At 70.7% G+C, this 15,026-nt stretch carries 16 protein-coding genes; 10 read left to right on the top strand and 6 right to left on the bottom strand.

The window, feature by feature from the left end; genetic code table 11:
* Positions 1 to 152 precede the first annotated feature (152 nt).
* From AC4D12_RS10200 to AC4D12_RS10185, 4 genes are all read left to right on the top strand, one after another.
* The gene (locus tag AC4D12_RS10200) at positions 153 to 479 is read left to right on the top strand and encodes a rhodanese-like domain-containing protein (RefSeq protein ID WP_490949812.1); all 327 of its coding nucleotides are present in this window, start codon (positions 153 to 155) and stop codon (positions 477 to 479) included.
* Positions 476 to 1,420, top strand: coding sequence for a prephenate dehydratase (gene pheA, locus AC4D12_RS10195; RefSeq protein WP_490949811.1), 945 nt, complete (start codon positions 476 to 478; stop codon positions 1,418 to 1,420). The genes AC4D12_RS10200 and pheA overlap by 4 nt, the downstream gene beginning before the upstream one ends.
* A 68-nt stretch (positions 1,421 to 1,488) precedes the next feature.
* Positions 1,489 to 2,463, top strand: a complete 975-nt coding sequence (locus AC4D12_RS10190; RefSeq protein ID WP_490949810.1) for a DNA topoisomerase IB — start codon at positions 1,489 to 1,491, stop codon at positions 2,461 to 2,463.
* Between the two features lie 83 nt (positions 2,464 to 2,546).
* Positions 2,547 to 2,897, top strand: coding sequence for a hypothetical protein (locus tag AC4D12_RS10185; protein ID WP_490949809.1), 351 nt, complete (start codon positions 2,547 to 2,549; stop codon positions 2,895 to 2,897).
* A gap of 39 nt (positions 2,898 to 2,936) precedes the next feature.
* Here AC4D12_RS10185 and AC4D12_RS10180 read toward each other — a convergent pair whose 3' ends face one another.
* Complete coding sequence (locus tag AC4D12_RS10180) at positions 2,937 to 4,082, bottom strand: diacylglycerol/lipid kinase family protein (protein WP_490949808.1); 1,146 nt, start codon at positions 4,080 to 4,082, stop codon at positions 2,937 to 2,939.
* A gap of 69 nt (positions 4,083 to 4,151) precedes the next feature.
* Between AC4D12_RS10180 and serS the strand changes: the two genes are divergently transcribed.
* Positions 4,152 to 5,432, top strand: coding sequence for a serine--tRNA ligase (gene serS, locus AC4D12_RS10175; RefSeq protein WP_490949807.1), 1,281 nt, complete (start codon positions 4,152 to 4,154; stop codon positions 5,430 to 5,432).
* A 55-nt stretch (positions 5,433 to 5,487) separates the two neighbouring features.
* Positions 5,488 to 6,324, top strand: coding sequence for an HAD family hydrolase (locus tag AC4D12_RS10170; RefSeq protein WP_490949806.1), 837 nt, complete (start codon positions 5,488 to 5,490; stop codon positions 6,322 to 6,324).
* A gap of 98 nt (positions 6,325 to 6,422) precedes the next feature.
* On the opposite strand, the gene AC4D12_RS10165 is transcribed toward AC4D12_RS10170, so the two are convergent.
* The 5 genes from AC4D12_RS10165 to AC4D12_RS10145 form a co-directional block, all read right to left on the bottom strand.
* The gene (locus AC4D12_RS10165) at positions 6,423 to 7,052 is read right to left on the bottom strand and encodes a hypothetical protein (protein WP_490949805.1); all 630 of its coding nucleotides are present in this window, start codon (positions 7,050 to 7,052) and stop codon (positions 6,423 to 6,425) included.
* A 74-nt stretch (positions 7,053 to 7,126) separates the two neighbouring features.
* Positions 7,127 to 7,903, bottom strand: coding sequence for a hypothetical protein (locus tag AC4D12_RS10160; RefSeq protein WP_490949804.1), 777 nt, complete (start codon positions 7,901 to 7,903; stop codon positions 7,127 to 7,129).
* Complete coding sequence (locus AC4D12_RS10155) at positions 7,900 to 8,913, bottom strand: WXG100 family type VII secretion target (protein ID WP_490949803.1); 1,014 nt, start codon at positions 8,911 to 8,913, stop codon at positions 7,900 to 7,902. The genes AC4D12_RS10160 and AC4D12_RS10155 overlap by 4 nt, the downstream gene beginning before the upstream one ends.
* 124 nt (positions 8,914 to 9,037) lie before the next feature.
* Positions 9,038 to 9,547, bottom strand: coding sequence for an RDD family protein (locus AC4D12_RS10150; RefSeq protein ID WP_490949802.1), 510 nt, complete (start codon positions 9,545 to 9,547; stop codon positions 9,038 to 9,040).
* Positions 9,548 to 9,669: 122 nt separating this feature from the next.
* On the bottom strand, positions 9,670 to 10,236 hold the full coding sequence (locus AC4D12_RS10145; RefSeq protein ID WP_490950123.1) for an inorganic diphosphatase: 567 nt from the start codon (positions 10,234 to 10,236) through the stop codon (positions 9,670 to 9,672).
* A gap of 232 nt (positions 10,237 to 10,468) precedes the next feature.
* Here AC4D12_RS10145 and dacB point away from each other — a divergent pair, with 232 nt between their 5' ends.
* From dacB to hpt, 4 genes are all read left to right on the top strand, one after another.
* Complete coding sequence (dacB, locus tag AC4D12_RS10140) at positions 10,469 to 11,947, top strand: D-alanyl-D-alanine carboxypeptidase/D-alanyl-D-alanine endopeptidase (RefSeq protein WP_490949801.1); 1,479 nt, start codon at positions 10,469 to 10,471, stop codon at positions 11,945 to 11,947.
* Between the two features lie 62 nt (positions 11,948 to 12,009).
* A complete protein-coding gene (locus AC4D12_RS10135; protein ID WP_490949800.1) occupies positions 12,010 to 13,149 on the top strand; it encodes a zinc-dependent metalloprotease in 1,140 nt (379 codons plus the stop codon).
* Positions 13,142 to 14,284, top strand: a complete 1,143-nt coding sequence (gene tilS, locus AC4D12_RS10130; RefSeq protein ID WP_490949799.1) for a tRNA lysidine(34) synthetase TilS — start codon at positions 13,142 to 13,144, stop codon at positions 14,282 to 14,284. The genes AC4D12_RS10135 and tilS overlap by 8 nt, the downstream gene beginning before the upstream one ends.
* A 32-nt stretch (positions 14,285 to 14,316) precedes the next feature.
* Complete coding sequence (hpt, locus tag AC4D12_RS10125; protein ID WP_490949798.1) at positions 14,317 to 14,868, top strand: hypoxanthine phosphoribosyltransferase; 552 nt, start codon at positions 14,317 to 14,319, stop codon at positions 14,866 to 14,868.
* Positions 14,869 to 15,026: the final 158 nt, after the last annotated feature.

Genomic DNA, 15,026 nt, shown 5'->3' with positions numbered 1-15,026 from the left:
AAGGCTGCCAGACTATCGGCTCCGTCCTCCGGGCCGCCGAGGACGAACCCGGGCTCAGATGCTGTTCATCCGGGGTGTCCGGGTGCGTGGGCCGTCGTCGTCGCCCGACCCGGATCTGGCGGAGCGCCGCCGCACCGTGACAAGGTAGGCGCATGAGCGATCCCCAGAACGTAGCGGTGACCGATGTGCCCAGTGATGCCCGCATCCTCGACGTGCGTGAGGACCACGAGTGGGAGGCGGGCCACGCGGAGGGCGCCGTCCACATTCCCCTCGGTGAGCTCCCCGAGCGGTTCCAGGAGCTCGATCCGGACCAGGAGCTGCACGTGATCTGCCGCAGCGGCGGCCGGTCGCAGCGCGCAGCCGAGTGGCTCGAGGGCCACGGCTACTCGGCCGTCAACATCAGCGGTGGCACGGGCGCGTGGCTGGAGGCCGGCAAGCCCATGGTGTCCGAGACCGGCGGCGAGCCCACCGTCCTGTGACGCCCCCGCCGCACGGCACCGGCTCCGCGTACGCCTACCTCGGGCCCGAGGGCACCTTCACCGAGGCGGCGCTGCTGCAGGTACCGGGTGCTGCCTCCGCGCGCCGCGTCCCCGTTCCCTCCGTCGGTGCAGCTCTCGACGCCGTCCGCACGGGATCCGTCGACGCCGCCATGGTGCCCATCGAGAACTCCGTCGAGGGCGGCGTGAGCGCCACCCTGGACGCCATCGCCGTCGGCGAACCGCTGCGGATCCTCCGCGAGGAACTCGTGCCCATCACCTTCGTGCTCGCGGCACGTCCGGGCACCACGCTCGACGCCGTGCGCCGCATCTCCACACACGGCCACGCGTGGGCGCAGTGCCGCACCTGGGCGGACACCCATGTGCACCACGCCGAGTACGTCCCGGCGTCGTCCACCGCCGCCGCGGCCCTCGCCCTCTCCGAGGGCGACGACGCCTTCGACGCCGCGATCTGCTCGCCCCTCGTGGCGGGCCGGCTGGGCCTGACGGTGCTCGCCTCGGACATCGGGGACGTCACGGATGCCGTCACGCGCTTCGTCCTCGTGGGCCGGCCGGACACCCTGCCCGCGCCCACCGGGGCGGACAAGACCACCCTCGTGATCCCCCTCCCCGAGGACCACCCGGGTGCGCTGATGCAGATCCTCGACCAGTTCGCGGCCCGCGGCGTCAACCTCAGCCGCATCGAGTCGAGGCCCACCGGCCAGTTCCTCGGCGACTACGTCTTCAGCGTGGACGCGGACGGTCATGTGGCGGACGCGCGCATCGCCGACGCCCTCAAGGGCCTGCACCGCATCAGCCCGGGCCTGCGGTTCCTCGGGTCCTATGCACGCGCGGACCGGCGCTCCACCGCCGTCGAGCGCCACACGTCCGACGACGCCTTCGGTGCCGCCGACGCCTGGCTGCGGGAGATCCTCGGGGACTGACCTTCCACCGGGGCAGAAACGCAGTAGGCTTACCATCGACACCCCTCCCGTTCGAAGGCTGGTTCACGATGGCTCGACTGCGCCGCAGCAACACGCGCCGCCCCGGCATCACGCGTCGTCGCCACGGCAAGGGTTTCAGCTACCGCGAAGCGAGCGGGAACCTCCTGCAGGACCGCGAGCAGCTCGAGCGCATCAAGGAGCTGGTGATCCCGCCGGCCTGGAAGGACGTCTGGATAGCCCCCTACGCGAACGGGCACGTGCAGGCGATCGGTACCGACGACGCCGGGCGCCGCCAGTACCTTTACCACCCCGCGTGGCGTGAGCAGAAGGACCGCGAGAAGTTCGACCGCGCACTGGACTTCGGCGCCAAGCTGCCGAGTGCGCGCCGCGTCATCACCCAGCACCTGCGCAGCGACGGCGTGACGCGCGAGCGGGCGTTCGCCGCGGCCCTGAGGATCGTGGACGCCGGCGCGCTGAGGATCGGGTCCACGCAGTACGCCGAGGCCAACGGGTCCTTCGGCGTCACGACCCTCCTCGTGGAGCACGGCCTCGTGGAGGGGCACACCGTGTCCTTCGACTTCCCCGGCAAGAGCGGCCAGCACTGGGACACGCGCCTCGAGGACGAGGACCTCGCGAACGCCCTGCGGCCGATGCTCGAGCGCGAGGACGCCGACACCGTGCTGGCCTACCGGACCGAGGACGGCAAGTGGCACCACGTCGACGGGTCGCAGCTCAACGAGTTCCTGCGTCAGGTCACCGGCGGTCCGTTCACCGCGAAGGACTTCCGCACGTGGCAGGCCACCGTGGTGGCGGCCATGGCGCTGGCCAAGGAGGATCTCGGGGCCACCACGCGCACCGCGCGGCAGAAGGCCGTCAGCACCACCATGAAGGCCGTGGCGGAGCATCTCGGCAACACCCCGACGGTCGCGAGGACCTCCTACGTGGACCCGCGGCTCGTGGACCGTTTCATGAGCGGCGAGGTCATCCCCATCACCACCTACTCGGGGTCGGAGAAGGCCGTGCAGGAACTCCTGCGCGACTGACGCCCACGTTCCCAACCTTCTCGGCGGTCAGTACGCTGACACCGGGCGCCCAACGAGGAGCGCATCCTTCGACGAAAGGCAGCATGATGACGGAGAACGCGCACGGCGGACACATCGTGAACCCCAACGAGGGCGACGGCTCGACCTCGGATCCGAATTGGCATGGCGACATCGGCGACCAGGGGAACGATCTCCGGTTCGCCGAGGAGCAGGCGCTCATCAACGAGCAGGCCGACCGCGCCGACCGCGACCCCTCGGAGGCCGTCCAGGCCGCCGAGCAGGAGGGCCACTACACGAGCACCGAGCCCGCAGGCGAGTCCGGCGGCTACACCTCGGCGCAGGACCCGGCCGAGGAGGGCGAGTACACCGACAAGGACAAGCCCCTGCTCGACGCGCCGGCGGGCGAGGGCGAGTACACCGACCGCGACCGCTAGTCACGGTCGTGACCGCTCGGCGCACCAGCGCCGCAGCGGTCAGGAACGACGACGGCCGAACCCCAGCCTCTCGCGGTAGTCCTCGAGCCGGCGCACGGACACGGACGTCGACCCCGATGGTCCGGATACCCCTCTCGGGGGTACCCGGACCATCAGTGCGTCCGGGTCCACGCGAGCGGTCAGCGAGGTGATCGATCCGGAGGGGTCGCCGTCGAGCTGGGTGGCGATCGGCTCCGCCGACCACACCGTCACCTCGCGGGCCCGGTAGTAGGTGATCACAGGGATCCCGCCCCGGTGGCGCAGGAGGATCTTCGCGGCCATCCAGGTCCATCCGAGCAGGCTGCGGGGACTGAGCACCACCACGTCGAGGTGGCCGTCGTCGATCACGGCGTCGGGCACGAAGTCCACGCCGGCCGGCAGCTTGCCGCAATTGGCGACCAGCAGACTACGCACCTTCCGGCTCTGCGGAGGCTGTCCGTCCAGGCTGATCGAGATGCGCCGCCGCCGCCCGGGCAGATGGCGCACACCCGCTTCGCTGTAGGCCAGCCAGCCGAACTTCTCCTTGAGATCCTGTTTGGCGTCGGCCATGACGCTCGCATCGAAGCCCACGCCGCCCATCACGAGGAACGGGTGCTCGCTCGAGGCGCCCGTGCGCTCGTTGCGCAGCGTGATGCCGGCGGCGTCGATCCGCCGTTCGTGACCGTGCAGCGCCGTCCCGAGGCACCCGGCGACGTCGTGGTACGGCAGCCCGAGGTTCCGGACCAGGAGGTTGCCGGTGCCCAGGGGGAGGAGGCCGAGGCTCGCCGGTGCGTGGGCCAGCGCCTTCGCGACGGCCCGCACCGTGCCGTCGCCACCCGCGGCGATCACGAGGTCGGCACCGGCCGCGAGCGCCCGCTCCGCCTGGCCGGTCCCCGGATCCTCCACGGTCGTCTCCAGGACCAGCGGCGGCTCCCACCCGGCCTCGGAGCACGCCTGCTCGAGCAGGGCGCGCGCCTGCGTCGCCTGGGACTTCGTGGGATTGACCACCAGCGCCACGCGCTGCGGCCCGGGGCGTACGGGTACGGGATCGTGGACGGACGCGGTCGGTGTACGGGTCTGCCGCAGCCGGCGGACGGACCAGTAGCTCTGGAGGGAGGCGGCGGCGGCGGACGCCGCGGCGGTTCCGGCGAGCAGTTTGCGGCCCATGCCTCCTCACAATAGCGGCAGCCACCCGGGCCGTCGGGGGACGGTGCGGCCTTGGGTAGGCTTGACCGCGTGATCGACGTCAACGAACTCCGCCAGAGCCCCGAGCAGTTCCGAGCATCGCAGCGTGCGCGGAGGGCGGACGAGACCCTCGTGGACGCCGTCCTCGCGGCGGACTCCTCGCGCCGGGAGGCCGTGACGTCCTACGAGACTCTGCGCGCCGAGCAGAACGCCTTCGGCAAGAAGGTCGCGCAGGCCACGGGGGACGAGAAGAAAGCGCTGCTCGCCGAGGTCAAGGACCTCGCCGCGTCGGTGAAGGCGGCCGCTGCCGCCTCCGAGGCCGCGAAGGCCGAGCAGGAGGCCCTGCTCAGGAAGCTCCCGAACCTCGTGCAGGACGGCGTGCCCGAGGGCGGCGAGGACGACTACGTGGTGGTCAAGACCGTCGGGACCCCCCGGGACTTCGCCGCCGAGGGCTTCGAACCGCGCGACCACCTGGAGATCGGCGAGCTCATCGGCGCGATCGACATGGAGCGTGGCGCGAAGGTCTCCGGCTCACGCTTCTACTTCCTCAAGGGCGTCGGCGCCCGGCTCGAGCTCGCGCTGCTGCGGATGGCCCTCGACCAGGCCATGGACGCCGGGTTCACCCCCATGATCACGCCCACACTGGTGCGCCCCGAGACCATGCAGGGAACGGGCTTCGACATCGCGCACGACGCCGAGATCTACCGGCTCGAGGCGGACGACCTCTACCTCGTGGGCACCTCCGAGGTGGCACTGGCCGGGTACCACGCGGACGAGATCCTGGACCTCACCGGCGGCCCCGTGCGCTACGCCGGGTGGTCCTCCTGCTACCGCCGCGAGGCGGGCTCCCATGGCAAGGACACCCGCGGCATCATCCGCGTGCACCAGTTCAACAAGGTGGAGATGTTCACCTACACGTCCGTGGAGGACGCCCCCGCGGAGCACGAGCGCATGCTCGCCTGGGAGGAGCAGATGCTCGCCAAGGTGGAGCTCCCCTACCGCGTCATCGATACGGCGGCCGGTGACCTCGGCATGTCCGCCGCCCGGAAGTTCGACTGCGAGGCGTGGGTCCCCACACAGGGCGACTACCGCGAGCTCACGTCCACCTCCAACTGCACCACGTTCCAGGCCCGGCGCCTCAACATCCGGGAGCGGCAGGACGGCGAGGGGCAGAAGGGCACGCGCGCCGTCGCCACCCTCAACGGCACCCTCGCGACCACGCGGTGGATCGTCGCAATCCTCGAGCACCACCAGAACGCGGACGGTTCGGTCACCGTCCCGGCGGCGCTGCGGCCGTATCTTAACGGACTGGAAACCCTGCCCGTCCTCTGAGTGCACTGTGAGCGTCGCCCTACTGCGGCGTCGGTGGCAGGTGCTTCACTGAAGTATGAGTACCTTGATCGACGCCGGCATCGATGACCGGCACGAGAACCGCAGACACCACCTGATCGCCCTCGACGTCGACGGCACGCTCGTCGACCACGAGGGTTCCATGACGGAGGAGGTGCGCGACGCCGCCCGGGCCGTCATCGAGGCGGGGCACGACGTCGTCATCTCGACCGGCAGGTCCCTCGGGGCCACGCTGCCCGTCATCCGCCTGCTCGGGATCACCCGCGGCCACGCGGTCTGCTCGAACGGCGGCGTGACCCTCCGCCTGGATGCCGACCTGCCCGAGGGCTTCGAGGTGATCGATCGCGTGACCTTCGATCCGCGACCGGCCCTCACGGCGCTCCGCGAGCGGTTGCCGTCCGCGAAGTACGCCCTCGAGGACGACCGCGGCAGGTTCCTCTCCACCGAGAGCTTCCAGGACGCCAGCTTCGGGTCCGAGGCCGAGAACGTCTCCTTCGAGGAGATGCTCGGCAGCCGGGCCGTGCGCGTGGTGGTATTCAGCACGGACAGCTCCGCGGAGGAGTTCGGCGAGGCCGTCGCCTCCATCGGTCTGCACGGCGTCACCTACTCGGTGGGCTGGACGGCCTGGCTGGACATCGCGGCCTCCGGCGTCACGAAGGCCAGCGCCCTCGAGGCGCTGCGTACCCGGCTGGGTACCCCGGCGTCGATGACCGTGGCGGTCGGGGACGGCCGCAACGACATCGAGATGCTCCAGTGGGCCGCCCGTGGCGTCGCCATGGGTCAGGCGCCGGAGGAAGTGCGCGCGGTCGCCACCGAGATCACCGGATCGGTGTACGACGACGGCGCGGCCAAGGTGCTCCGCTCGATCGTCTGACGGCGTCTGCGTCTGACGGATTTCGGCCTTCGCGTCCGACCGTCGCCTCTGACGGGCGACTGGCCGTCTGATGGCCCGTCCGGTCCCGCTCCGCCTGCTCAGTAGGCGAGTGCTGCCTCGGGGAGCGAGGCGGGCCCGTGGGTGAGGTCGAGCAGCCGGGCGGCGGCAGGCCGTGTGGCCCACTCCTCCAGCCAGTGCGACCTGACCACGGCGCGGCTCACGGCCTGTGCGGTGATGCCGAGTTCGGCAGCGATGTACTTCTGCTGCCCGCGCGCGCCCGGTGTCATGAGGTCCAGGACCGTCCACTCGGCGTCGGTCCGGGTGTAGACGATCTGCCCGAGCAGTCTGAGCACCGCTTCCGCCTCCGCCGCGATCTCGCCGTCGGGCCCTTCGACCGCCAGCGGGATGCGCTCGCCGGTCTTCCGCGCCCGGTCGACCGCGCGGCGGGCGTAGACGAGCCCGTAGCCCTCGGCGTCGACCAGGCGCTCCGGAACGGGTGGAGTCAGACCGCCGACGCCGATCCCCACGTGCCACCGGCGGTGGCGGATGGCACGCAGTGCGGCATCCACCGCAGTTGCCGCGTCGTCGACGACGCCCTGCACCTCGTCCCCGACCGATCGCTGGAAGGGGACCAGGGTAGGGAGCGGCCGCAGGGTCTTGAGGAGGTCGCCCGTCAGGTCGCCGACCTCGCGCGAATCGCGCTGGTTGATGGTCAGGACGTACCGCATGGGATCAGTATGGGCCGGAGGCGCCCGAAACCAACGCATTCGGGTTGATTCCGCGCAGTTGAAAGCGGGAGTCGCTAATTCCCGAGACGCACCACGTCGTCGGTGAGGCGGCGGCGGAGGGTCGCGGGCGAGACGTCGACGATGCTGTACTCGATGCCGCTCGGGCCCTTGCTCGCATCGAGTGTCCGGACCCGCGTCGGTTCGGCGTAGACCGTGACCGTCGCCTCGGTGTCGGCCTCGACACCGCCGGCTGCGATCGTCGTCACGGTGTGGGCATCGGCGAAGATCACCGGTGCCCCGCTCTCGAAGTCGCGCTCCCCGAGCACCTGCGGCACGCCGTCGTCGGCCGCGGCGGCCTCGCGATCCACGAGGACGCTCAGCCGATCCACGAGCTGCCCCACCGGGTACACCTCGAAGGCGTGTACACCGGCGTCGCTGATCTGCTCCTCGAGCACCTGCTCACCGTGCACGTAGCCGAACAGCCAGTGCGTGCCGGCGGCGGAGCGTCGCTCTCCGGATACGATCCGCTGACCTGAGCGCCGGAGCGTCAGAATGCCCGTGATGTCCGTCCGGACCCCGAGGCGTGACGGCTCGGTCTCGCCCTCGGGCGTGATCGGGAAGGCGATCTGCTTGGCGAGGAGTCCCCTGAGAGCCACCGTCGCCAGGGCGCGCCGTTCCACGGTCTGCCCGTCGAGGAACGGCAGCGGCACCAGCTGCGGGCGTTCCACGCCGTCGAGCGCCACGATCTCCTCGTCCGTCAAGGTGGGGAGATCGACCTCCGGACCGGCGTCGAGCACCGCCCGGGCACAGATGAGGTCCCGCTCGGTCCAATCGATCTGCTGCGTGCTCATGAGAGCCATCCTCCAAGTTTCCCGACCGGGTCCTTCATGAACTCACCGACGTCCTCCGCCGCGTCACCGACGTTCTCGGCCGCGTCCCCGATCACCTCGGACGCGTCGTCCAAGCGATCTTCCGCGTAGTCCTTCACGGCGCTCCCCGCATCACTGATGGACTCCCCCACGTTCCCGGTGAACTCCGTGATGTTGTCCCAGTTGTCGTAGATGTAGTTACCCGCGGCCCAGGCGCCCGCCGCGAGGCCGGCACCGATGACGATCCCCGCACCCACCGGGTTGAGCAGACCGGCCGCCATGAGCAAGGTTCCGCCACCACCGATCACGCTGAGCCCGCCTGCGACGCGGTCACCGACTCCACGCGCTCCCGAATGGGCGGGATCGATCATGTCGTGGATGCCGCCGGCGATCGCGAAGGGGGCCAGGGCCGGGCCACCGAACCGGAGGGCCTTGCTGAACCGGCTCGCGGTGACGAACTCGTCCGCGTAGGTCGCGTTCCGGATCCCATTCGTGATGTCGAGGAGCCGCTTGCTGTTGAGCAGCGCGCTCGGGGTACGGAGAAGACCGATCGCGTCCTTGATCTTGAGCCCGAGGGGTACCGCGACACTCCCGGCAGCGATTGCCTCGAGCAGCCAATTTCCGCCGGACGTGGCTCCGCCATCACCGGCCCCGCCAGGTCCGGACCCTGCCCCGGTTGACCCCGGTCCGCTGGATCCACCGGCGCCTGCTGCAGAACCTGAGGCCTGATCGCTGGCCTGCTCCTGCTCGCGCACGTTGTCGATCAGCTGCTGTGAGCCGGTGTCGAGGCTGCCTGCGATGCCTGCGAGGGCCGCATCGTGGGAGCCCCACTGGGCCTTGAAGCGGTCCGCGTCGCCTCCCCGCCAACCCTGATTGTTCACCACGCGCTGCGTGAGCGTGGAACGGATCAACCGCAGTTGCTCCGCCGACTGGGAGAACTGCTGCGCCAGTGTCGCGAGGTCCTGCAGGTTCGCGCCGATGATCGCCGTCATGGGAGCCTTCCTGAGCTGAGTGACCGCATTCCTTGCCAGACCCTACCTACGGCGGAGGTGATGGACCATGGGGAGCACTCCCCATGGTCGGTCCGCCACCTGGTCCACCGCACCACCCGAACGGTCAGCGTGCTGGCGGTCGCGTGGTGACCACGGCGAAGCGCGGAGGATTGACGAGGCTGAACGAGGAGCCGCTGGTCACCATGCCCACGACGATGATCGGGATCCCCGGCACGAGGAGTGCGCCGCCAAGCATCCGGAGCATGCCGCGCCACGCGCCGGGGCGCCCGCCGTCCGCGATGCGCACGGTGCGCACCCCGAAGAGCGTCTGACCGAGCGTCCGCCGAAGGCCGTAGAAGAGTCCGTAGAAGACGACGGCGGAGAAGAAACCGCCGACGATGAAGATGAGACCCGCGGCGGCGTCGTCGAGCCGCTCCGATGCAGGAACGAGGACGAGCACGAGGACAAGGAGCGCGGCGAAGGACGCCCAGAGGATCAGCCCGACGACGACGTCCACGGCGTAGGCGCCGAGCCTTGGCCCGAAGGCGGCCCGCCGGAGGGTCTCACCCGTTCCGAGGTTCACGACCGTGCGGTCGATCGGCGTGCGGGGCTTCCGATCGGCTGTCTGGCTCATGAGGCCACAGTGTACCGACCAGCAGCGCGCGGACAGGAGCCCCCGCTGCGCGTGCAGCGGGGGCTCCTGGTCGAGGGCTCCGGAGAACCCGACGGCGCGCTCGGGCGCCGTGAGGTAAAGGGTCAGCGTCCCTCGGGCGTCTCCGTGGTGTTCTCGGCCTGCACGTCGACGTCGCGGCCCTGCGGCTCGTCGTGCGCGCTGGCCTCGCCCTGATCCTTGAAGCGCTTCAGCGATGCCTCGACCTCCGCCTCGGCCTCCTCGCGGCCCGCCCAATCGGCGGCCTCCACCCACTTGCCCGGCTCCAGGTCCTTGTACTTCGTGAAGAAGTGCTTGATCTCGTCGAGCAGGAAGTCGGAGACGTCGGACAGGTCCTGGATGTGGTCGAAGCGGACGTCGACCGGCACGCAGAGCACCTTCGCGTCACCGCCGCCGTCGTCCACCATGTTGAAGACGCCGATGGGGCGGGACTCCACGAGGACGCCGGGAATGAGGTCGAAGTCCTGGAGCAGCACCAGGGCGTCCAATGGATCGCCGTCCTCGCCGAGCGTGTTCTCGAAGTACCCGTAGTGCGTTGGGTACTGCATCGACGTGAAGAGCACGCGGTCGAGGCGCAGCCGGTGGGTCTCGTGGTCGATCTCGTACTTGACGCGCGAGCCCTTCGGGATCTCGATGGTGACGTCGAGCTTCATCATGGCAACTCCTGGGTAGGTCGGGAAAGCGGACCGCGCCGTGCGGGGGAAGGGGCGAGGCGCCGGTCTACTGTTGATCGTCAGCCCTAACATATCGGTCGCGCACCGGGAGCAGGGCATCATGCTGGTGCGCAGGCGGGCCGCCGGGCGTGTACTGCGGGTGGCCGGCGCGGTGTCGGGCGCAGTGTCGGGCCGGTGTCGGACGGCCGACCGAGCACCTGATGAGCACCTGATGAGCACCGTCCGAGAGCCGCACCACCGCAGGAAGGGTTCCGTGAAGCGTCCACTGCGTCTGCTGACCAGCCTGCTGCTGATCATCGCGATCGCCGCGCTCGCCGTCCCGCTCGCCCTCCACCTCACGCCCGCGGTGCTGGCCGCCATCGATCCGCCGCCTCCGCCGCGGCCCGCGGTGACTCCCGCCGCGCAGATCCCACCGACGTCGATCCCGGCCCCCGACGTCGTCGGACCATTGACCCCCACCGCACCCGCGCCTGCCCCGGCGGTACTCGGTCCGCAGCTCGACGCCGCCCTGCAGCTGGCAGGGCCCGGCGAGCTCGCGGGCACGGTACTCGACGCCGCGGACGGCACGGTGCTCTACGCGCGGGAGGGAACCCGCGTGCAGCCACCGGCCTCGAACATCAAGCTCGTCACGGCGGTGGCTCTCATGACGCACGCGCGGCCGGAGCAGACCCTCGCCACCTCCGTGCTCGCGGCGCCGAGTACCCCGGGAGTGCTCTACCTGCGCGGCGGCGGCGACGTGCTGCTCGGCTCCGGGGTCTCGGACCCCGCCTCGGTGGTGGGCCGCGCCGGGCTCTCGACGCTCGCGGCCGAGACGGCCGCAGCACTGCCGGCGGGGTCGGGGCCGTACACCGTGACCCTGGACGAGTCGCTGTTCTCCGGCGCCACCCTCAACCCCACGTGGGCGCAGGGTGACATCGACGCCGGGGAGATCGCGCCCATCCATCCCCTCGCCGTCACCTCGGCGTGGCTCGAGGAGGGCAGCACGGGCGGGCCGCGGTCCCAGGACGCAGGGCTCGACGCCGCGCGCATCTTCGCCTCCGCACTCACCACCGCCGCGGCGGGGCGGGGCATCTCTGTCGCCGGGGATGTGCAGCGCCGGACGGCACCCGAGGACGCCGAAGGGCTCGCCTCGGTGGAGTCGGCGCCCCTCGGCGAGCAGCTCGAACGCATGCTCGAGGTCTCCGACAACTACCTCGCCGAGTCCCTCGCGCGGATCGCCGCGCTCAGGAGCGGCCGCCCGGGGTCCTTCGGCGGCGCCACGGAGACGATGACCGCGGCCGCCGTCGGGCTCGGCGTCCCGCCGGAGGGGCTCCTCATCGGCGATGCCGCGGGCCTGTCCACCCGCAACGCCCTGTCCGCCGACCAGTTGGCCCTGCTGCTGCGCGCAGTCGTCACGTCTCCGGAGCCGGGGCTCGCGGGGATCGCCCATTCCATGCCCGTCGCAGCGCTCACGGGAACGCTGTCCACGCGGTTCGTCCCGGGCTCCGAGCCTGCGCAGGGTGCCGGAGTGGTACGCGCCAAAACCGGCACCCTGAACGCCGTCACCGGTCTCACCGGGTACGTGGTCACCACCGACGGCCGCCTCCTCGTCTTCTCGTTCCTCGCCTCGGGCCTCGACGGCAACACGGTCGAGGCGAGGGAGGCGGTGGACCGGGCAGCCGCGGTGCTGGCGGGTTGCGGCTGCCGCTGATGCAGCCCGGCGTCGGACGGCGCCACCGCCGGTCCGTCAGCGCGATGTGATCGAATGGGTGCATGACCAGGAACGAGTCCGAGACCTCACGCCCGCAGCTGGTCAACTGGGACATCGCGGCTTCCACCGCGGCGTCGCTCACGCCCGCCGGCCCCACCATGAAGCCCGCCGACATCGCGCGGGCCGTGCAGAACATGCGGGAGCTCGCGGATGCCTCCGTGGGCCACGTACACACCATCTCGCGCCTCGATGCCGCCCGGGACCTCCGTGACTCGGAATTGCTGATCGTGGACCGCGCCACGTGGTCCAGGGCGAACTCGCAGAGTTTCAGGACGCTGCTGGAGCCGGCGCTCGACCAGCTCGCGGCCTCCCGCCCCGACGCCCTGAAGTCGGCGTCCCTCGTGCTCGGTGGCACCCTCACGGGTGCGCAGCTCGGCGCGATCCTCGCGTTCCTCTCCAGCAAGGTGCTCGGGCAGTACGACCCCTTCACGCCCTCCCGCAACGGGCAGGGCGGACGGCTCATGCTCGTGGCACCGAACATCATCTCCGTGGAGCGCGAGCTCAACGTGGACCCCTCGGACTTCCGCCTGTGGGTGTGCCTCCACGAGCAGACCCACCGCGTGCAGTTCGCCGCCGCGCCGTGGCTGAAGGACCACATGACCGGGGAGATCGGGCAGCTGACGTCGGGTCTGATGGACAAGGCCGACACCCTCTCGGAGCGCCTCGGCGCGGCCGTGAAGAGCATCACCGCCGGCAGGGCCCGCGCCCGGGGTGAGGTGACGACGTCGGACGGCGCCCCCGCGCAGGAGATCGGCGTGCTGTCCATCCTGCAGGACCCGGACGACAAGGCCCGCCTCTCGCATCTCACCGCCGTCATGAGCCTCCTCGAGGGCCACGCGAACGTCGTGATGGACGGCGTGGACGGCAGCATCGTGCCCTCGGTCAAGACCATCCGCCGCCGCTTCAACGCCCGCGGCACGTCCCGTGGACCGCTCGAGAAGGTCATCCGACAGCTGATGGGCCTCGACGCGAAGATGCGCCAGTACAGCGACGGCTCGAAGTTCGTGCGCCGCGTGGTCAACCAGACCGGGATGGACGGCTTCAACGCCGTCTGGGAGTCGGCGTCGCACCTGCCCACCGAGCGCGAGATCCACGCTCCCGACGAGTGGATCGACAGGATGAGCCTCCGGCGCCATGGCTAGACGCCCGCGGCTCCTGCCCGCCGTCGGAACGGCCCGCAATCTCGTGTCGACGAGCCTCGCCGATCTGCTGCCGGAGCCGTCCGGACGGAGCGGCCGCGTCGAGCCCGACGACGGCACCGAGGGAGAGACGGCGCTCGCCGACCGTCCGCTCGTGCTCGTGGCCTGCAGCGGTGGACCGGACTCCCTGGCGCTCGCCGCCGTCGTCGTGCACCTCGCCCGCACGCGGCGTGCCCGCGTGGGCGCCGTCGTCGTCGACCACGGTCTGCAGCCGGGAAGTGACGAGGTGGCGGCTTCGGCCGCGCGTGCGCTGACGGAGCTCGGGCTGCAGCCCGTCGAGGTGCACCGCGTCTCCGTGGCGAGCGAAGGCATGGGTCCGGAGGCCTCCGCCCGGACCGCCCGGTACCGCGCCCTCGACGATGCCGCGGCGAGGCTCGGGGCCGACGTCGTGCTGCTAGGCCACACGCTCGACGACCAGGCGGAGCAGGTGCTGCTCGGGCTCGCGCGGGGCTCGGGCACGCGGTCGCTCGCGGGGATGCCGCAGCGGCGGGGCATCTACCGCAGGCCGTTCCTCGAGCTGCGGCGCACGGATACCGCGGCGATCTGCAGCTTCTACGGCCTCGACCCCTGGCACGACCCCGCCAACCGTGATCCCGCCTTTGCCCGGTCACGCGTCCGGACGGACGTCCTGCCGTATCTCGAGGACACCCTCGGCCCCGGGATAGCGCTAGCCCTCGCGCGGACGGCGCGGATCCTCGGCCAGGACGCCGACGTGCTCGAGGGCATGAGTGCCGAGGCCTACGCTCGCCTGCGGATCGAGGGCGACGACGGCGAGGTGCTGCTGCCCGAGGACGGCCTGCTCGCACTACCGGCAGCTCTTCGGCAGCGCGTGATCGCGCTCGCAGCCCTGGACCTCGGCGCCTACCAGCCGAGCTCGGAACGGTTGCGCGCTGCGGAGTCGCTGCTGGACCGCACGGGTTCCGCGGGGCCCGTGCAACTGGGCGGCAAGGTGAGCGTCCACCGCCAGGTACGGGGCCGGGCGGTTCTCCGCGGGCAACCAAGCTATGGCAATCTTGTCCTACGCGGTGCCGGCTCCCCGAGCGGTGCCCGCGGGCCCAGCAGCGATACGCCGGCGTGAAGCAGCCGTGCCGTCCAACACAGGAGTGACCGGTGGATTCCAATGACGTCCAGGCAGACCTCAAGCACGTCCTCTACACCAGGGAGCAGATCCAGCAGCGCGTCGACGAGCTCGCGCAGCAGATCGACGCCGACTACCAGGGCCGGGAGATCCTCCTCGTCGGCGTGCTGAAGGGCGCCGTGATGGTCATGGCGGACCTCGCCCGCTCCCTCCACTCGCACATCACGATGGACTGGATGGCCGTCTCCTCCTACGGCTCCGGCACACAGTCCTCCGGGGTGGTGCGCATCCTGAAGGATCTGGAGACGGACCTCATGGGCAAGCACGTGCTCATCGCCGAGGACATCATCGATTCCGGCCTGACGCTCTCGTGGCTCAAGGCGAACCTGCTTTCCCGCGGCCCGGCCTCGGTGGAGATCTGCACGCTGCTCCGCAAGCCCGACGCCGCGAAGGTGGACATCGACGTGAAGTACGTCGGGTTCGACATCCCCAACGAGTTCGTGGTGGGCTACGGGCTCGATTTCGCCGAGAAGTACCGCAACCTCGATTTCATCGGCACGCTCGCCCCGCACGTCTACGAGTAGGTCCGGCGGCCGGGCGCGCTTCGCCCAGAGGGAACTAACCCCCGGAGCCGCGCGTGGTCAGACACAGACGGTGTATATGTTGAGGTTCTCGCAAGGGCACCCGCACAGCAGTGCGCCCGCACACAGATACTTGCATCAGCAGGAGGGACGGGGCTTGC

The sequence above is a fragment of the Arthrobacter sp. TJ-266 genome, assembly GCF_058269115.1.
The sequence above is the reverse complement of the archived record's forward strand: the minus strand, read 5'-3'. Positions and strand labels throughout refer to the sequence as shown.